The organism is Bradyrhizobium valentinum, assembly GCF_001440405.1.
GTDB lineage: Bacteria > Pseudomonadota > Alphaproteobacteria > Rhizobiales > Xanthobacteraceae > Bradyrhizobium > Bradyrhizobium valentinum.
This window is the reverse complement of record NZ_LLXX01000076.1, coordinates 29,402-47,920: the sequence shown is the minus strand read 5'-3', so window position 1 is coordinate 47,920 and position 18,519 is coordinate 29,402. Positions and strand designations below refer to the sequence as shown.

18 protein-coding genes are annotated in these 18,519 nt (G+C 62.6%); 14 read left to right on the top strand and 4 right to left on the bottom strand.

Translation table 11 applies throughout. From position 1 onward, the window contains the following. Together CP49_RS47210 and CP49_RS12395 are read left to right on the top strand one after the other, a co-directional pair. Positions 1–581, top strand: a 581-nt coding sequence (locus tag CP49_RS47210) for an anhydro-N-acetylmuramic acid kinase (RefSeq protein ID WP_245310665.1), incomplete at its 5' end; no start/stop codon positions are given. 115 nt (positions 582–696) lie between these two features. Continuing rightward, positions 697–1,374: a glutathione S-transferase family protein gene (locus CP49_RS12395; RefSeq protein WP_057850554.1), complete on the top strand. Its 678-nt coding sequence runs from the start codon at positions 697–699 to the stop codon at positions 1,372–1,374. A gap of 115 nt (positions 1,375–1,489) precedes the next feature. Here the strand turns inward: CP49_RS12395 and CP49_RS12390 are convergent, their stop codons facing one another. Further along, positions 1,490–2,137, bottom strand: a complete 648-nt coding sequence (locus CP49_RS12390) for an alpha/beta hydrolase (protein WP_025589847.1) — start codon at positions 2,135–2,137, stop codon at positions 1,490–1,492. Between the two features lie 277 nt (positions 2,138–2,414). Between CP49_RS12390 and CP49_RS12385 the strand changes: the two genes are divergently transcribed. The 9 genes from CP49_RS12385 to CP49_RS12345 all read left to right on the top strand — a co-directional run bounded on the left by CP49_RS12385 (position 2,415) and on the right by CP49_RS12345 (position 10,355). Further along, positions 2,415–3,569 carry a cysteine desulfurase family protein gene (locus CP49_RS12385; RefSeq protein ID WP_057850532.1) on the top strand — a complete coding sequence of 385 codons (1,155 nt, stop codon included), beginning with the start codon at positions 2,415–2,417 and terminating at the stop codon, positions 3,567–3,569. A gap of 88 nt (positions 3,570–3,657) precedes the next feature. Further along, the gene (gene sufB, locus CP49_RS12380) at positions 3,658–5,139 is read left to right on the top strand and encodes a Fe-S cluster assembly protein SufB (protein ID WP_057850531.1); all 1,482 of its coding nucleotides are present in this window, start codon (positions 3,658–3,660) and stop codon (positions 5,137–5,139) included. Between the two features lie 127 nt (positions 5,140–5,266). Continuing rightward, positions 5,267–6,019: a Fe-S cluster assembly ATPase SufC gene (sufC, locus tag CP49_RS12375; RefSeq protein WP_057850530.1), complete on the top strand. Its 753-nt coding sequence runs from the start codon at positions 5,267–5,269 to the stop codon at positions 6,017–6,019. Between the two features lie 17 nt (positions 6,020–6,036). Further along, positions 6,037–7,362 (top strand): Fe-S cluster assembly protein SufD, encoded by a 1,326-nt coding sequence (gene sufD / locus CP49_RS12370; RefSeq protein WP_057850529.1) that lies wholly within the window; start codon positions 6,037–6,039, stop codon positions 7,360–7,362. Beyond that, entirely contained in the window at positions 7,359–8,606 is a 1,248-nt protein-coding gene (locus CP49_RS12365; protein ID WP_057850528.1) for a cysteine desulfurase, read from the top strand. Before sufD ends, CP49_RS12365 begins: the two co-directional genes overlap by 4 nt. After that, positions 8,603–8,974, top strand: a complete 372-nt coding sequence (locus CP49_RS12360) for an SUF system Fe-S cluster assembly protein (RefSeq protein ID WP_057850527.1) — start codon at positions 8,603–8,605, stop codon at positions 8,972–8,974. Before CP49_RS12365 ends, CP49_RS12360 begins: the two co-directional genes overlap by 4 nt. Before the next feature lie 9 nt (positions 8,975–8,983). After that, positions 8,984–9,397 (top strand): VOC family protein, encoded by a 414-nt coding sequence (locus tag CP49_RS12355; protein WP_057850526.1) that lies wholly within the window; start codon positions 8,984–8,986, stop codon positions 9,395–9,397. Between the two features lie 128 nt (positions 9,398–9,525). Beyond that, positions 9,526–9,915: a HesB/IscA family protein gene (locus CP49_RS12350; protein ID WP_057850525.1), complete on the top strand. Its 390-nt coding sequence runs from the start codon at positions 9,526–9,528 to the stop codon at positions 9,913–9,915. Between the two features lie 29 nt (positions 9,916–9,944). Then, the gene (locus CP49_RS12345) at positions 9,945–10,355 is read left to right on the top strand and encodes a TfoX/Sxy family protein (RefSeq protein ID WP_057850524.1); all 411 of its coding nucleotides are present in this window, start codon (positions 9,945–9,947) and stop codon (positions 10,353–10,355) included. Here CP49_RS12345 and CP49_RS12340 read toward each other — a convergent pair. Next, the gene (locus tag CP49_RS12340) at positions 10,352–11,419 is read right to left on the bottom strand and encodes a GGDEF domain-containing protein (RefSeq protein ID WP_057850523.1); all 1,068 of its coding nucleotides are present in this window, start codon (positions 11,417–11,419) and stop codon (positions 10,352–10,354) included. The two genes, CP49_RS12345 and CP49_RS12340, sit on opposite strands and share 4 nt — an antisense overlap. A gap of 141 nt (positions 11,420–11,560) precedes the next feature. Beyond that, the gene (locus tag CP49_RS12335) at positions 11,561–13,039 is read right to left on the bottom strand and encodes a DEAD/DEAH box helicase (protein ID WP_057850522.1); all 1,479 of its coding nucleotides are present in this window, start codon (positions 13,037–13,039) and stop codon (positions 11,561–11,563) included. Between the two features lie 435 nt (positions 13,040–13,474). Here CP49_RS12335 and CP49_RS12330 point away from each other — a divergent pair, with 435 nt between their 5' ends. The 3 genes from CP49_RS12330 (at position 13,475) to CP49_RS12320 (ending at position 17,614) form a co-directional block, all read left to right on the top strand. Continuing rightward, positions 13,475–14,923 (top strand): caspase family protein, encoded by a 1,449-nt coding sequence (locus CP49_RS12330; RefSeq protein ID WP_156438334.1) that lies wholly within the window; start codon positions 13,475–13,477, stop codon positions 14,921–14,923. 466 nt (positions 14,924–15,389) lie between these two features. Next, positions 15,390–16,595 carry an FAD-dependent oxidoreductase gene (locus tag CP49_RS12325; RefSeq protein WP_082645989.1) on the top strand — a complete coding sequence of 402 codons (1,206 nt, stop codon included), beginning with the start codon at positions 15,390–15,392 and terminating at the stop codon, positions 16,593–16,595. A gap of 224 nt (positions 16,596–16,819) precedes the next feature. Beyond that, the gene (locus CP49_RS12320; RefSeq protein WP_057850519.1) at positions 16,820–17,614 is read left to right on the top strand and encodes an outer membrane protein; all 795 of its coding nucleotides are present in this window, start codon (positions 16,820–16,822) and stop codon (positions 17,612–17,614) included. A gap of 91 nt (positions 17,615–17,705) precedes the next feature. Here the strand turns inward: CP49_RS12320 and CP49_RS12315 are convergent, their stop codons facing one another. Continuing rightward, the gene (locus tag CP49_RS12315; RefSeq protein ID WP_057850518.1) at positions 17,706–18,476 is read right to left on the bottom strand and encodes an SDR family NAD(P)-dependent oxidoreductase; all 771 of its coding nucleotides are present in this window, start codon (positions 18,474–18,476) and stop codon (positions 17,706–17,708) included. Positions 18,477–18,519 lie beyond the last annotated feature (43 nt).

Genomic DNA, 18,519 nt, shown 5'->3' with positions numbered 1-18,519 from the left:
TCGGCGGGGTCGCCAACATCACCTATATCGACGGCGATACGCTGATCGCCTGCGACACCGGTCCGGGCAACGCGCTGCTCGACGACTACATGTTCCGCTGGCTGAACCAGCGTTTCGATACCGAGGGCCGCACTGCTGCTTTGGGTAAGGTCGATGCGGCCTGGATCTCCCGCGCGCTGCAGATGCCGTTCTTTTCGCTGCCCCCGCCGAAATCGCTCGATCGCAACGATTTTGCGGGGCTGAAGCTTGGCGATGTGCCGCCCGAGGATGGCGCGGCGACGCTGACCGCGTTTACTGCAGCCGCGATCGCCAGGGTGGTGCCGCTGCTGCCGAAGGAACCCAAGAACTGGATCGTGGCTGGCGGCGGCGCCCGCAACCTGACCATGCTGCGGATGCTGCGTGAGTGTCTGGCCCCGGCGACAGTCCGCGCGGCGGACACGCTGGGCTGGGCGTCCGACGCCATCGAGGCGCAGGCCTTCGGCTTTCTGGCGGCACGGGGCCTGAAGGGCCTGCCGCTCAGCTACCCCGCCACCACGGGGGTGGCATTCCCGATGACCGGGGGCATCATCGCGCGACCCTGACCGGTTCAAGATCTATTGATGCAACTGCATCGACCTTGACGACTACATGCAAATGCATTTAAGTAAATGCAGATGCATGGAGCGAAGCCTGCCCGGCTTCGCCTGGGAGGTCGTCATGGCACCAAAACTCACGCTGATCAGCCACAAGCTTTGCCCCTATGTGCAGCGCGCCGTGATCGCGCTCAGCGAAAAGGGCGTTCCGTTTGAGCGGATCGACATCGATCTCGCCAACAAGCCGGACTGGTTTTTGAAGATTTCGCCGCTCGGCAAGGTGCCGGTGCTGCTTGTCCAGACGGGCGACAGCGAGGTGGCGCTATTCGAAAGCAACGTTATCTGCGAGTACATCGAGGAGACGCAAGGAGGCGCGAAGCTGCATCCGCAGGATGCGCTCGAGCGCGCGCAGCACCGCGCGTGGATGGAGTTCGGCTCGACGATTCTCAGCGAACTATGGGGCCTGGAGACGACGGGCGATCCTGCGGTATTTGAAAGCAAGCGGAAGGCCGTTGCCGAAAAATTCGCACGGGTCGAGGAGGCGCTGGGCGCGGGTCCATATTTTGCGGGAGAGAAGTTCAGCCTGGTGGACGCGGTGTTCGCGCCGATCTTCCGCTATTTCGACGTGTTCGATCAATTGATCGATCTCTCGGTCTTCGCCGACACGCCGAAGGTCCGCGCATGGCGAAAGGCGCTGGCGCAGCGGCCGAGCGTGCGCACGGCAGTCGGGCCGGACTATCCGCAATTGCTGCACGCTTTCCTGGTGCGCCATAACGCGCATATGCTGAAGCTGGCGGCGTGAGACCGGCATGATTGTAGGATGGGTGGAGCGAAGCGATACCCATCGACACCGCGGCGTCCGATTGATGGGTTTCGCGAAGGGCTCAACCCATCCTACGTAGCTGCCCGATTGTCGCTCAGCGGACGTTGGCGAGCCGCATGTCGAGATAGCCGGTCACCGTCTCCATCAGCGGCTCCAGCTTGCCGTCGAAGAAGTGGTTGGCACCGGGGATGATCTGCTGATCGATCACGATGCCTTTTTGGGTCTTGAGCTTCTCGACCAGCGTGTTGACGTCCTTCGGCGGCACCACCGCATCCTTCTCACCGTGCACGATCAGGCCTGACGACGGGCAGGGCGCGAGGAAGGAGAAGTCATAGAGATTGGCAGGCGGCGCGATCGAGATGAAGCCTTCGACCTCGGGCCGGCGCATCAAAAGCTGCATGCCGATCCAGGCGCCGAACGAGAAGCCGGCGACCCAGCAGGCGCGCGCTTCGGGGTTGATGGTCTGCGCCCAGTCGAGCGCGGAAGCGGCGTCCGAGAGTTCGCCGGTGCCGTGGTCGAACGAGCCCTGGCTGCGGCCGACGCCGCGAAAATTGAATCGCAATACAGAGAAGCCGCGATGCGCAAATGCGTAGTAGCACTGGTAGACGATCTGGTGATTCATCGTGCCGTGGAACTGCGGGTGCGGGTGCAGGATCATCGCGATCGGCGCGTTCTTCTGCTTGGCCGGATGATAACGGCCTTCGAGGCGGCCCGCGGGGCCGGTGAAAATTACTTCAGGCATTGATGATCCCTAGGCAACGGACGTGATCCGGCGGCGAAAATGTGATCATGCGTCGTTGGGCGATGCGCGAACGGGCGCTCCCGTGAACTGGTTGCGGCCTTCTAGCATGAGGCGAGGGGCAAAAAGCAAGCATATTGAACATCTGGAAGGCTGTTCAACGCGTTAGCCTGCGATTGTAAGAGACGGCGGGATCCCCAATTGCCATAAGACGTCTCGCGCAGGCGCGAGGCCGAGGCTCGCGGAAGTTGCTTGCCGATATAGGTAATATTATACAGCAATGCCCGACCGGATCTATCTCGACTGGAATGCAACCACGCCGCTTCGCCCGGAGGCGAAGCAGGCGATGGCGGCCGCCTGGGACGTGGCCGGCAACCCGTCCTCGGTTCATGCCGAAGGGCGTCAGGCGCGCCGGCTGGTGGAGGATGCACGTGCCGCCATCGCGGCAGCGGTCGGCGCCCGGTCGCAGGATGTGGTGTTTGCGTCCAGCGGGACGGAGGCGAACGCGCTGGCGCTGACGCCGGGGCTGCGCCGGGGCTCGGCAGAGCCGGGCAGGCGATTGCTGGTCTCGGCTATCGAACATACCTCGGTGCTGTCAGGGGGACGGTTTTCCGCAGGCGCGATCCAGACAATCAAGGTCACTGCCACCGGCCTGATCGACCTCGACCATCTGCGTGCCTTGCTCGCTGATGGCCCGCCCGCGCTGGTATCGGTGATGCTGGCCAACAACGAGACCGGCGCCGTTCAACCGGTCGGCGAGGTCGCTGACATCGTGCATGAAGCCGGCGGGGCGCTGCACGTCGATGCGATCCAGGCCCTGGGGAAAATATCATTTGATATCAACTCGGTAAGAGCCGATTTGGTCACGCTGTCTGCGCACAAGATCGGCGGTCCCAAGGGTGTCGGTGCTCTTGTGATGGCCGAGGGCGTGCAGGGGCTGGAGCCGCTGCTGCGCGGCGGCGGACAGGAATTGGGACGCCGCGCCGGCACCGAGAATGTCGCTGGTATCGCGGCCTTCGGCGCGGCGACCACTGCGGCAATGGACGCGCTGGCGGGCGACGCTATGCGGTTGCAAGCGCTGCGCGAGCGGCTTGAGAAGGGGTTGATGCAAACCCCTGGTATGATTGTATTTTCGGCTGATACCCCGCGGTTGCCGAATACCACGCTGTTCACGGTTCCCGGCCTGAAGGCCGAAACCGCCGTGATTGGCTTCGATCTCGGCGGTATCGCCGTATCCTCTGGCTCCGCCTGTTCCTCCGGCAAGGTCCAGCCTTCGCACGTCCTCGCCGCCATGGGGTTCGGCAAGGACCTGGCTCAAGGAGCAGTGCGGCTCAGTCTGGGCTGGTCTACCTCCGAGGTAGACATTGATTTGGCCCTTGAGGCTTGGCGAAAGCTTGCTGATGCCTTACTTAGAGGGCGACGAAACACGGCTTGAAACGTTCTAAGTGAGTTTCGCCGGAACGCTTCGTCACCGATTTGCAATTGTTCCACCGCGGTCCTTGAAACCGCGAGCGGAGGATGGAATGCCAGCCGTTCAAGAGACGGTCGAGCGCGTCAGGCGCATCGACGTCGATCAATATCGATATGGGTTTGAGACGCTGATCGAGTCCGACAAGGCCCCAAAGGGGCTGTCGGAAGACACCGTCCGCTTCATTTCGGCGAAAAAGAACGAGCCGGCCTGGATGCTGGAATGGCGGCTGGAGGCCTATCGCCGCTGGTTGACCATGACCGAGCCAACCTGGGCCCGCGTCAACTATCCCAAGATCGACTATCAGGAACTGTATTACTACTCGGCGCCGAAGCCGAAGAAGCAGATCGGCTCGCTGGACGAGATCGATCCGGAGATCCTCAAGACCTACGAGAAGCTCGGCATCCCCCTGCGTGAAGTTGAGGTGCTCGAAGGCGTCGTGAAGCCGGAAGGCGAGCGCAGGATCGCGGTCGACGCTGTGTTCGACTCGGTTTCCGTGGCCACCACCTTCCAGAAGGAGCTGAAAGCTGCCGGCGTGATCTTCATGCCGATTTCGGAAGCGATCCGCGAACACCCCGAGCTGGTGAAGCAGTACCTTGGCTCGGTCGTGCCGACCTCGGACAATTATTTCGCGACGCTGAACTCCGCAGTATTTTCGGACGGCTCGTTCGTCTACGTGCCGCCAGGCGTACGCTGTCCGATGGAACTGTCGACCTATTTCCGCATCAACGAGCGCAATACCGGACAGTTCGAGCGCACGCTGATCATCGCCGACAAGGGCTCCTACGTCAGCTACCTCGAAGGCTGCACCGCACCGCAGCGCGACGAAAACCAGCTCCACGCCGCCGTGGTCGAGCTCGTCGCGCTCGATGACGCCGAGATCAAATACTCGACGGTGCAGAACTGGTACCCCGGCAATTCCGAGGGTCTCGGCGGCATCTACAATTTCGTCACCAAGCGTGGCGACTGTCGCGGCAACCACTCGAAGATCTCCTGGACCCAGGTCGAGACCGGGTCGGCGATCACCTGGAAATATCCGAGCTGCATCCTGCGCGGCGACAATTCGCGCGGCGAGTTCTACTCGATCGCCATCTCGAACGGTCACCAGCAGGTCGATAGCGGCACCAAGATGCTGCATCTCGGCAAGAACACGACCAGCCGGATCATCTCCAAGGGTATCGCAGCGGGCGTCTCGCAGAACACCTATCGCGGCCTCGTCACGGCGCACCGCAAGGCAACTGGCGCGCGCAACTTCACCGCCTGCGACTCGCTCCTGATCGGCGACAAGTGCGGCGCGCACACCGTGCCTTATGTTGAGGCGAAGAATTCTTCCGCGACCTTCGAACACGAAGCGACGACGTCGAAGATTTCCGAGGACGTGCTGTTCTACTGCGTCCAGCGCGGCCTAAGCCAGGAAGAAGCCGTCGGCCTCGTCGTCAACGGTTTTGTGAAGGATGTGCTGCAGCAACTGCCGATGGAGTTTGCGGTTGAGGCGCAGAAGCTGATCTCGATCTCGCTCGAAGGATCGGTGGGATAGCGACCTCATCCTGAGGAGGGCGCGTGAGCGGCCGTCTCGAAGGATGAGAGGCAAGATTGTGGGCCACGTCCTTCGAGACGCGCCTGGCGGCGCTCCTCAGGACGAGGGGAAAAAGCGGAAAAACGAAATGTCATTGCTTGAAGTCAAAAATCTCAAGGTGCGTGTCGAGGATAACGAAATCCTCCACGGACTGACGCTCACCGTGAATCCGGGCGAGGTGCACGCGATCATGGGGCCGAACGGCTCCGGTAAATCGACGCTGTCGCATGTGATCGCCGGCAAGCCGGGCTATGAAGTCACCGACGGCCAGATCCTGTTTAGGGGCGAGGACCTGCTGGAGATGGAGCCGGACGAGCGCGCCGCCAAGGGCGTGTTCCTGGCGTTCCAGTATCCGGTCGAAATTCCCGGTGTCACCACCTGGAACTTCTTGCACACGGCATTGAATGCCCAGCGCAAGGCGCGCGGCGAAAGCCAGCTTACGTCTCCGGAGTTTCTCAAGAAGGTTCGTGCGGTTGCAAAGTCGCTGAACATCCCGCAGGACATGCTCAAGCGCGGCGTCAATGTCGGCTTTTCCGGCGGCGAGAAGAAGCGCAACGAGATTCTGCAGATGGCGCTGTTTGAGCCGGCCGTCTGCATCCTCGATGAAATGGATTCAGGCCTCGACATCGACGCGCTCAGGATCGCGGCTGATGGCGTCAACGCGCTGCGTTCGCCGGAGCGCGCCATGGTGGTCATCACCCACTACCAGCGGCTGCTGAATTATATCGTGCCTGACTTCGTGCACGTGATGTCGAAGGGCCGGGTCGTCAAAAGCGGCGGCAAGGATCTGGCGCTGGAGCTCGAGGCTTCCGGCTATACCCAGTTCGAAGACGCGGCCTGACGCAAAGCGGATTTGTGATGAACCTGGTTTTGGCAAAGAACGAGACAGGACGCGCGCTGAGCGACAGCTTTGCGATCGCGCGCGACCGGCTGCCGGGCACCGGCACGGTGGCCGAGGCGCGAAGCGCCGCCTTCGAAGCCTATGAACGTGTGGGGCTGCCGCATCGCCGGATCGAGGACTGGAAATACACCGATCTGCGCGCGCTGATGCGCGAGCTGCTGCCGCTGGCGCCTGCGCCGGATGCCGCCGCGCTGACGCGGGCTGCGGCGGCTGTGAAACTGCAGGCAGTCAAGGGCGCGCGCCGGCTGGTGCTGGTGGACGGCGTGTTCGCGCCAAAGCTTTCCGAACTCGGCGGCCTGGAGAAGGGCCTTACCGTCCGCTCCTTGCGGGAAGTGCTGGAGGCTGGCGATGCCGCGCTGCAGACGCAGTTGTTCACGCCCGACGACACCAATCCGATGGTGGCGCTCAACAGCGCGATGATGACCGACGGCGTGGTGATCGAGATCGGCAACGGCATCGTGCTGAAGCAGCCGCTGCAAATCATTCATGTCGCCAGTGGGCCTGCGCCCGCGGCGATGTATACGCGCTCCCTGCTGCGTCTCGGCAAGGATGCCGGCGCGACGCTGGTCGAAAGCTACATTGCGGCCGACGGTGCCAAGATCTATCAGGCCCACGACTCGCTGGTTCTCGCGATCGGCGACAATTCGCGGCTCGACCATGTTCGACTGGTCGAGGACGGCCGTGAGGCCTTCAACATCTCCTCCGCCGTGGTCACGCTGGGCGCGCATGCGCATTTCAACACCTTTGGCATGACCTCGGGCGCTGCCGTCAGCCGCTACCAGGCGACGATTGTGTTCGCTGGAGAACACTCCCGGGTAGAGACCAATGGCGTCAATCTGCTCAACGGCCGCCAGCACGCCGACACGACCCTGTTGATGGACCACGCGGTGCCGCATTGCGCCAGCCGCGAGGTGTTCCGCGCCGTCGCCGACGACCGCGGCCATTCGGTGTTCCAGGGCCGCATCATCGTACGGCCCGACGCGCAGAAGACCGACGCCAAGATGATGACGCGGGCGCTGCTGTTGTCCGACGACGCCGAGGCCGACAACAAGCCGGAGCTCGAAATCTTCGCCGACGACGTCACCTGCGGCCATGGCGCGACCACCGGCGCGCTCGACGAGAGCCTGCTGTTCTATCTGCGCGCCCGCGGCCTTTCCGAGAAGGAAGCACAGGCGCTGCTGATTCAGGCCTTCGTGGGCGAGGCGATTGAATCCATCGTCAACGACCATCTGCGAGAACTCGCGATTGCAGCCGCGCAGCGCTGGCTGGAGGCACGGGCATGACGCAGCATCCGGCGGTCAGGAATGGTGCCTATGACGTGGCCCGCGTGCGGGAGGATTTCCCCGCGCTGGCGATGAAGGTCTATGGCAAGCCGCTGGTCTATCTCGACAACGCCGCCTCCGCGCAGAAGCCCACCGCCGTGCTCGATCGCATGACGGAAGCTTACACAAGCGAATATGCCAACGTGCATCGCGGGCTGCATTACCTCGCCAATGCCGCGACCGAGGCTTACGAGGGCGCGCGTGCCAAGGTGGCGAAGTTCGTCAATGCAGGGCGTAGCGAAGAAATCATCTTCACCCGCAATGTCACCGAGGCCATCAATCTCGTGGCATCGTCCTTCGGCGAGCCCAACATCAAGCCGGGCGACGAGATCGTGCTCTCGATCATGGAGCACCACTCCAACATCGTGCCCTGGCACTTCCTGCGCGAGCGCCATGGCGCCGTGATCAAATGGGCGCCGGTCGACGACGACGGAAATTTCCTGATCGAGGAATTCGAGAAGCTGCTGACGTCGCGCACCAAGCTCGTCGCCATCACCCAGATGTCTAACGCGCTTGGCACCTTCGTCCCGGTCAAGGAGGTCGTGAAGCTCGCCCATGACCGCGGCATTCCGGTGCTGATCGACGGCGCGCAAGGCGCGGTACATCTGCCGGTCGACGTGCAGGATCTCGATTGCGATTTCTATGCCTTCACCGGCCACAAGATCTATGGCCCGACCGGGATCGGCGCGCTCTACGCCAAGCATGAGCACCTGGTCGCGATGCGGCCTTATAATGGCGGCGGCGAGATGATCCGCGAGGTGGCAAAGGACTGGGTCACCTATGGCGACCCGCCGCACAAGTTCGAGGCCGGGACGCCGCCGATCGTCGAGGCGATCGGGCTGGGCGCTGCGATCGACTACGTCAACTCGGTCGGCAAGGAGCGCATCGCCGCGCACGAGCATGACCTGCTTTCCTATGCCCAGGAGCGCCTGCGGGAGATCAATTCGCTGCGGTTGATCGGCACTGCCCGCAACAAGGGCCCCGTGATTTCCTTCGAAATGAAGGGTGCCCATGCCCACGACGTTGCGACCGTGATCGACCGGCAGGGCATCGCGGTGCGTGCGGGCACCCATTGTGTGATGCCGCTTTTAGAGCGGTTCAATGTCACAGCCACCTGCCGCGCGTCGTTTGGAATGTATAATACCCGGGAAGAAGTCGACCATCTGGCGCAGGCGCTGATCAAGGCGCGGGATTTGTTCTCATGAGTGATACGGCCGAAGTGAAGTCAGCCAATATGGAAACCCAGTCGGCGCTGCCGCCCGAGGAGACCGAGCGGCTGGGGACCGAAATCGTCGCCGCGCTGAAGACGGTGTTCGACCCGGAAATTCCCGCTGACATCTACGAGCTCGGCTTGATCTATAAGGTCGACCTCAAGGACGACCGCGGCGTCGACGTGACGATGACGCTGACTACACCGAACTGTCCGGCGGCCGGTGAGCTGCCGACTATGGTGGAGAACGCGATCGCCAGCGTTCCCGGAGTCGGCGTCGTCAATGTCAACCTGGTGTGGGATCCGGCCTGGACGCCGGATCGGATGTCCGACGAGGCGCGCCTCGTCCTCAACATGTGGTGAAGGGACCCGTTGCCCAAACTATCCGGTGTCATCGAGACCGCACTTTATGTCGATGACCTCGACCGCGCCCGCGCGTTTTACGAGAAGGTGCTCGGGCTTGTGCCACTGACTGCAGACTCGCGGTTTCTGGCGTACGATATCGGCGGCCGGAGCGTGCTGCTGCTGTTTCTCCGCGGCTCGACACCTGAGACGATCCAGCTCCCCGGCGGCACCATTCCGCCGCATGACGGCAGTGGCCCCATTCACATGGCCTTTGCCGTCGAGGCTGCCGAGTTGCCGGTTTGGGAAAGGTCACTTGGCGAGCACCAAGTGGCGATCGAAGGCAGGACAGACTGGCCGCGGGGCGGCAAGAGTATCTACTTCCGCGACCCGGACAATCACCTGCTTGAATTGGCGACACCGGGAATTTGGGCGATTTACTAGGATGCTTGCGATTGGTTTCGACGCGTTCTGATCGAGTTCATGACGAGAGGCCTTCACAGCGGGATTTTCGTTGTTATTTAATGCCATGATAGCTCGTCGCCACGATGCGACGCCGGAGATCGACTGCAATGGATACCACCGTACAGTCTTCCAAACCGAAGCCGCGGCCGCGCCCGCAGGTCATGAAACTGACTGAAGCGGCGGCGCAGCGGATTACGGAACTGACCAAGCGCGCCGATTCCGAGATCGTCGGGCTTCGCGTCGGGATCAAGAATGGCGGCTGCGCCGGCCAGTCCTACACGGTGGAATATGCCCATGAGATCCGCCCGACCGACGAAGTGGTCGAAGACCGGGGCGTGAAGATCCTCGTCGATCCCAAGGCGGTCTTGTTCCTGCTCGGCACCGAGATGGACTACAAGGCCGACAAGATGCAGGCCCAGTTCATTTTCAACAACCCGAACCAGGTCTCGGCCTGCGGCTGCGGCGAATCGGTGCAGCTCACGCCGGCGAAGGGTTAACGACCCGCATCGCCGGGGGGCGGTGAGCGATGGACCGCGATTTCCTGATCGATCTGTTCGCTGATTTCGGCCCGGTCACCATCCGCAAGATGTTTTCCGGCTTCGGCATCTCCGCCGACGGCACCAACTTCGCGCTCGCGCTGCGCGCGGGGCTTTATTTTCGCGCCGATGAACAAACGATCCCGCAATTCGAAGCCGAGGGATCGACACCGTTCCAGTACCAGACGCGGGCCAAGACGGTCACCGTGAACTCCTACTGGCAATTGCCGGCGCGTCTGTTTGACGATTCCGAGGAACTGGCGGAATGGGCGAGGGCGGCACTGGCGGCGGCGCAGCGCGCCGCTCTGCGCAAGCGTCCCAAGGTGGGCAAGGCGGCGAAGGCGGTGGCGAAGCGGCCGGCACCGAAGCGCAAGCCGGCGAAGCGTAACGCGAGAGCCTAGGCTACCTGGATGCGAGTCTCGTCGGCGTATTCGGGATCGACTTCGCAGATCACGCGGTTGCGGCCGTTGCGCTTGGCTGCGTACAGGCACGCATCGGCGCGTTCGATCAATGAATCCGTGTCGTCGTCCGGCTTGAGCATGGAGACGCCGACCGAGATGGTGACGCGCCCGAGAATCTCGCCGGTCGACTTCTTCTTCAATTCCTTTGCCATTACCGCGCGCCGGATGTGGTCGGCGACCGTCAGTGCCTGGCGCAGCCCGGTATTGGGCAGCACGACCGCGAACTCTTCACCGCCGTAGCGGGCGGTGATGTCCTGGCCCTTGATGGTTTGTTTCAGCGACATCGCAACCAGCCGCAGCACCTGATCGCCGGTGAGATGGCCATAGGAATCGTTGAACGATTTGAAATGGTCGATATCGAACATCAACAGCGACAGCGGTTCGCCGTTCGCCAGCGCCGCCTGCACCGCCATCTCGATCGAGCGGTCGAAATATTTGCGGTTACCCAATCCGGTCAGTGGATCGGTGAGGCTCTCGGCGCGGATCGCCTCGAGGCTGTGCTGGAGGTTGCTGATCTCGGTCTTCGACAGCGACAGCCGGTTTTCCAGCGCCTTGTTGGTGTCGCGCATCTCGCGGGTCGATTTCACCAGGCCGTCGACGATCGCTTTGATCTGATCGCGGCTCTTGGCATTCCTGAGTTTCTCGTTGGCGCCGCTCAGCTTGGCGTCGTAGCTCTCCGACATACTGAGCGCCTCGGTGATGAGGGCCATCACGTCGTCGATTTCGCCGATCACGCGCGCGCCGACCTTGTCGATGCGGTCGGAGGCCTTGATGTGGGACAGATAGGTTTCGTAGATCTGTTCGAGATCGGACTCGCTCAGCTTGCCGTTGCGCGCCAGCGTCTCGTTGATGATCTTGTTGAGGGGGGCGTTGTATCCGGTCGCGTAGACGTACCAGATCTCATAGTTGCGCGGGACGGCGGTCTGCCGGAGGGATTTGATCTGGCCCAACGCGACTTCGGCAAACGCCATCGTGCGTTCGTGTTCGTCCAGCAGCTTGACCACTGATCCCGTCCCCAATAGCGAGCAGCGCCGGTCGTTGCCGTGCGGCAATGATTTAAATTAACGTTGCCAAGCTAACGGAGGAGGATGAACGGCCGGTAAATGCTTCCGGCCGCAAGGATCGACGTCGATATCGACGCCCAATCAGACGCGGGCGCGGACCGGCCGCAACAGGAATGCGGGAAGGTGCGAGTGATCGGCGGGCTCCGATTCGACCTCGCGCTGGGCGCGCCGCGGCTCGGGTCGGCCGATCGAGGGCACGCGCGAGGGCTGTGCAGAAGCCGGCGGCGTGAAGATTGCTGCCGGTGCCTCCGGCTGCGGCTTGGCGCTGCGGCCTGCACCCTTGGCCTGCCGTGGTTCGCGATCGCCAGCTTTGGGCTGTCGCGGTTCGCGTTCGCGCCGCGGTTTGCGGCCGCCGCGCGAACCTTCCCGGGAGCCCTCGCGCGAGCGATGTTCGCGTGGCTGATCGGTCCCGCCGGATGCATCCGGGTGCACGGCGTAATCGCCTTCGGCGGGCGGAATGGTTTGCCCGATCAACCGCTCGATCGCAGCAATCGATTTGCTGTCGAGCGAGGTGACAATCGAGATCGCGGTGCCGGCGCGTCCGGCGCGTCCGGTACGGCCGATGCGGTGCACGTAATCGTCGGCATGATGCGGCACGTCGAAATTGAAGACGTGGCTGACGGCGGGAATGTCGAGGCCGCGGGCGGCGACGTCGGAGGCCACCAGCAACGGAATCTCGCCCTTGCGGAATTGATCGAGCGCCGCGGTGCGCGCCGACTGATCCATGTCGCCATGCAGGGCGCCGACGCTGAAGCCGTGTTTTTGCAGCGATTTGTAAACCACGGCGACTTCGCGCTTGCGATTGCAGAAGATGATCGCGTTGTTGAGATCCTTGGCATCGCGCAGGAGGCGGCGAAGCAGATCGCGCTTCTCGTGCGGCTCGCGACCGCCGCGAACCTGGAACTGCGACACGCCTGTCGCGGTCGTGGCGGGCTTCGAAACTTCGATCCGTTCGGGATTGTGCAGGAAGGTTTCGCTGATGCGGCTGATTTCAGGCGGCATCGTCGCGGTGAAGAACAGCGTCTGCCGCGTGAACGGCACTAGCTTGCAGATCCGTTCGATGTCGGGGATGAAGCCCATGTCCAGCATGCGGTCGGCTTCGTCGATGACGAGCAGTTCGACGCCGGTGAGCAGGAGACCGCCGCGCTCGGTGTGGTCGAGCAGGCGGCCGGGGGTTGCGATCAAGACGTCGACGCCGCGGGTCAGCTTACTGTCCTGGTCGCCGAACGAGACGCCGCCGATCAGGAGTGCGACGTTGAGTTTCTGGCCGGCGCCGTATTTGTCGAAATTCTCTTTGACCTGGGCGGCGAGTTCGCGGGTTGGTTCAAGGATCAGGGTGCGGGGCATCCGAGCCCGGGCGCGGCCCTTTTCCAAAAGTGTGAGCATGGGCAGGACGAAGGCGGCGGTTTTGCCGGTGCCGGTCTGGGCGATGCCGAGAACGTCGCGGCGGGCCAGAACGTGGGGGATCGCCTGTTCCTGGATGGGGGTAGGGGTGGTGTAGCCGGTGGCCGCAACTGCGGCGAGGACCTTATCGGAAAGTCCGAGATGGGAAAAAGACATTGAGCCTCTAGTCGACACCGCCGTTCGGAATCGAGGGTAAAAAGGCTGTCGCGTTTTGCCCCGAAACGGCGCGCTTTGAAAAGCTGGGGGCTCTGACTTACGCAGACGAGCGGCTAACCTAGGGAATCGCGTTTCGATCCAAGGCCGCGTTGAGCGCGAACATAGGGTCGAAATGGCCAAAGTCAATCTGGGAACTGACCATATGGCGAAAAAGCTTAATGTTTTCGCACAAATAACGGCGAAAACCGTCATTTGGCCGTCAAACCGAGCCGCTGTATTCCTATCAACTGGAGCCGTTGAACCGTGGGCATCGGGATGCCGACTATGGCATGAAGCGGCTTTGCACGGGCTGAACCAGGACCATTCGTGCGCTGGGGGATTTCGATGAAGGGTTGGCTTTCCAGATTGCTCGCGGTGACGAGACTTGCAGCTTGCATGGCGGCCTTCGCGGTCCCGGCCTATGCCGAAAAGCGCGTTGCGCTCGTGGTCGGCAACAACGACTACCGGAACGTGCCCAAGCTGCTGAAGGCGGTCAACGACGCGCGCACCATGGGCGATACGCTCAAGCAGCTCGGCTTCACGGTGATGGTGGCGGAAAACCAGAACAGGCAGGCGTTCAGCCAGACGTTGCTCGCCTTCGACAAGGCGGTCGACGCCGGCGACACCGCGTTCTTCTTCTATGCCGGCCACGGTTTTGAAATCGCGGGCCAGAATTTCCTGCTGCCGACTGACGTGCCGGCGGCGACCGAAGGCCAGGAAGAGCTGGTGCGCGACGCTTCGATCCTGGCCGACCGCATCATCGAGCGGCTGCAGAACCGGAAAGTGCGCACCGCCATTTTGGTGTTCGACGCCTGCCGCAACAATCCGTTCGAACGCGCGGGCACGCGTGCGGTGGCGGGCGGCGGCGGCCTTGCGCCGATGACGCAATTGCCGGAAGGCGTGTTCTCGATCTTCTCGGCGGGGCCGCGGCAGACCGCGCTGGACCGGCTTTCCAATGACGACGCCAATCCCAATTCGGTGTTCACGCGAACCTTCTCGAAGGAATTGACGCAGCCCGGCGCGAATCTCGTTCAGGTCGCGCAGCGCACGCGGCGCTCGGTCAGCGAACTGGCGGAGACGGTTCGTCACAAGCAGATCCCGGTCTATTTCGACCAGATGGTCGACGACGTGTTCCTCAACGGCATCGCGAAAGGCCCGGCTGAGGTGGCGGCGAAGCCCGCCGAGCCGCTGCAGAAGCTCGCAGCGTTGCCGCCGGTGCAGCAACTCAAGCCGCAGAACGATTCCGTCAACGCGCCGATCGCGATGTTCTCGCGTCACAATGGCGGCTGGACGGTGGTGTTCTCGATTGCCGACCCGACGCTCGGCATATCCTGGCGGCTGGGCGACGCCGGCGATTTCCGCGAGACCGGCTTCATGGATACGCTCGACCCGCGGACCCGCAAGCGGATGCCCAACCCGTCGATCGAACTGCCGGCCGATGCACCTGCGGCCGTCATCCAGGTGCGCTATGTCGACACCAATGGCGAATTGCAGGGCCCGTTCCCGATCCGGTTCGATCCCGAGGCCGCGCTGATCCGCGACCAGCGCAAGATCCTCGACATGACTGCGACGAGCTGGCTGTCGTTCCGCGAATACAACGGGCTTCTGGTCTACTATACGCACCTGATGTCGTATCGCTGCGCGATCCGCGAAGTGCGCGTCGGCATCGACAGCACGGTGCCTGACAAGGTGTTGAAAATGCCGCCCTGCGATCCCAGGGATCCCAGCGTCATTCCGCACGACGCGACGCCCTATCTGAAGCTCACGCCCGCGACCAAGTCGGTCTCGGTGGAGTTGACCTACCGCGACGGCAGCGTCTCGGAGATCAAGAGTTTTCGGCGGTAGCAGTTCGCTGTGGCCCATCCGCGTCATTGCGAGCGAAGCGAAGCAATCCATTTCGCCGCGCAAAGAAAGAGTGGATTGCTTCGCTTAGCTCACAATGACGGTGAAATATCGAAGCGCCACAACGACTGTCATACCCCGCGAAGGCGGGGTATCCAGTACGCCGCGGCTTATCGGGTCATCATTGCTGTCTCTGGGATACTGGATCACCCGCCTTCGCGGGTGACGACAACGAATATGTGTCGGCGTTCTCGCGGCGCGTTTAGCCCGAGTTTGCGTCAAACTGTCTCCCAACAGAGGGGGCAGGGAATGTCGGGTGCTTGCTGTGCCCGCTGTCTCGTGTGCAAAAGTGCGCATCAAAAACGCACATTACTCTTTTGGCGCAGCGGTTTTTGTGCCGAATAGGGCATTGCCGATGCGCGGCAGATGATCGATTCTGACCGTCGGCAAAATCAGGGCGGAGCAAGCGATGAAGGTGCGTTGCTGTATTGTCGGCGGCGGGCCGGCGGGCATGATGCTGGGATACCTGCTTGGACGCGCGGGCATCGATGTCGTGGTGCTGGAGAAGCACGCGGACTTCTTCCGCGATTTTCGTGGCGACACCGTGCATCCCTCGACGCTGCAGGTGATGGACGAGCTCGGGCTGATTGAGGGTTTCCTGAAACTGCCGCATCAGCGCTTGCAGAAGATGGAGGGGGTGTTCGGCGGCGAAAAAGTGCGGCTCGCCGATCTGAGCCGGCTCGATGCGAAGTATCCCTTCATCGCCTTCATGCCGCAGTGGGACTTTCTCGATTTCCTGCGCGAGAGCGGCAAGCGGTTTGCTTCGCTGAACGTGATGATGTCGACTGAAGCAATCGATCTGATCCGCGACGGCGAGCGCATCACCGGCGTGACGGCGAGGACGCCCGATGGCGTGATCGACATCGAGGCGGACCTGACCATTGCCTGCGATGGTCGCCACTCGCTGGTGCGCCAACGCGCTGGCCTCGCAGTCGAGGAAATCGGCGCGCCGATGGATGTGCTGTGGTTTCGCGCCGGCAAGCGCGGAGACGAAAACGAGAACCTGTTTGCCCGCGTCGACCCCGGCAAGATGATGGTGACCTTCGACCGCGGCGACTACTGGCAATGCGCCTTTGTCATTCCCAAGGGGCAGTATGACGCCGTGAAGGCGAGGGGATTGTCTGCGCTGCTCGACGACGTCGCGCGGATGGCGCCGATCCTCAAGCGTGGCCTGGCCGACTTGAAAAGCTGGGACGACGTCAAGCTGCTGACGGTTGCAGTCAACCGGCTGAAGCGCTGGACGCGGCCAGGGCTCTTGTGCATCGGCGACGCCGCGCACGCGATGTCGCCGATCGGCGGCGTCGGGGTCAACCTCGCGGTGCAGGACGCGGTCGCGACCGCAAATCTGCTGGCAGCGAAGCTGGAGCAGGGATGTCCATCGGAGGATGAGCTGGACGCTGTTCGCCGGCGGCGCGAATTTCCGGTGCGAATGACGCAACGGATGCAGGTCGTCGTCCAGAACAACATCATCAGCGCCGCGCTCAAGCCCGGCAATCAGCCGCTGAAGGTTCCGCTCGTCATGCGGCTGGTCACCGCCGTGCCTTGGCTGCAGGGAATCACGGCGCGGTTTGTGGGCTTAGGTGTGCGGCCTGAGCACGTGCGATCCGGCAGTTGAGCTGATGGGCAATTAGGCCAGGCGACCTTTGGAAGGTACTTTTATACCGCAAAGTGCAACCGGTTCCATGTGGTCGCCTCACATTGCTCGCAACTGTCGCAACCGGGTGACAGTTTTTGAGCCAGAATCCGGGTAGATTTTGATCAGGCTTTCCGATGCTTCATCCGCAGTTCCGATGCTCCATCCGCGCAGGTCGCCGGCGCAACTTACAGAGGGGAATGACAATGAAGAAACTGGTAATCGCTGCTTCCATCCTTGCCGCCAGCGCGGTGAGCGCGCTCGCCGCAGACATGCCGGCACGCATCGCGAAGGCGCCCGTGGTGCCCCCGGTCGTTACCTATGACTGGTCCGGTATCTATGTCGGCGGCGCGGTTGGCGGCGCCTGGCACGACACCGCTGGAAACTTCTTCAATGCTCCACCCCTTCTCTGGGGCACGGGTAACAGCGACACCGCTTTGATCTACGGCGGCTTTGCCGGAATCCAGAAGCAGTGGGGCAATTTCGTCCTCGGTATCGAAGGCGGCTATAATGCCCTCGACAATGGCTTTAACACCACCAACAGCGCTGGCGTGATCGGTGAGCGCTGCGGGATAAGTGCTCTAGCTGCCGGCTCTTCCTGCCAAAGCCGGATCAACGACATCTGGTATATCGGTGGGCGGGTCGGTTATGCCTGGAACCGCTTCATGGTGTATGGCCAGGGCGGCTACGCGCAGGCTGACATCGACACCCAGACCATCGTTAATGCGACCGGCGTTACGTTCGACCATGCCGGTGCTTCGCATGGCGGTTGGTATGCCGGCGTTGGTGCTGAATACGCGGTTCTCGACAACCTGATCCTCGGCATCGACTACAAGCATTACGAGTTCGACTCCAAGCAGCACAATTGTAACCTGGCGTTGGCTAGCTGCGGCGGCGCGGCATTCTTCCGCAACGTCGATGCGGATGTCGACGCTGTGATGGCTCGGTTGAGCTACAAGTTCAATCCGTGGCCGACCGGACCGGTCGTGGCGAGGTACTGATCCAGGTATTGAAATCCAGACACGACGGAAAAGCCCCGGCCTTGGCCGGGGCTTTTTTCGTTTCGGCGAAGGGGCCGGCAAGCCCTTTTGGCTAGCCCATGATCGAATACCCGCCATCGACGGGAATCGCCGTGCCCGTGACGAAGTCCGACGCGCTTGATGCGAGGAACACCGCAATGCCGGCGAAATCGTTGATATCGCCCCAGCGCGCCGCGGGCGTGCGCGCCAGCACCCGGTCGTGCAGGCCGTCGATCTCCTTGCGGGCGCGCTTGGTCAAATCCGTGTCGATCCAGCCCGGCAGGACGGCGTTGGCTTGGATGTTATCGGCGGCCCAGGCGCAGGCGCAGGAACGGGTGAACTGCACGATGCCGCCCTTGCTGGCGGCATAGGCCGGTGTGAAGCTGGCACCGAAGATCGACATCATCGAGCCGATATTGATGATCTTGCCGCCGCCGGCCGCCTTCATGGCGGGATAGACCGCCTGCGAGCACAGGAAGGCGCTGGTAAGGTTGGTCTGGATCACGCTGTCCCACTCAGCGATATCGAGCGCGTGCGGCGGCTTGCGGATATTGATGCCGGCATTGTTGATGAGGATGTCGATCCGGCCGAGGTCGCCGGCGACGCGGCTGACCATGGCAGCGACTGCGGCCTTGTCGGTGACGTCGGCCGCAACTGCAATCGCCCTGGCGCCGACTTGCGCAAGCTCCGCGACCGCCGCCGCCAACTTGGCCTCGTTGCGGCCCACCACCGCGATCGCCGCGCCGGCCTGCGCGAGTCCGCGCGCCATGCCGAGCCCGATGCCGCCATTGCCGCCGGTGACGATGGCTACCTTGCCGGTGAGATCGAAGGGTGCTGTCTTCATGGTTTGTTGTTCCTTTCTTCGTCATGCCCGGGCTTGTCCCGGG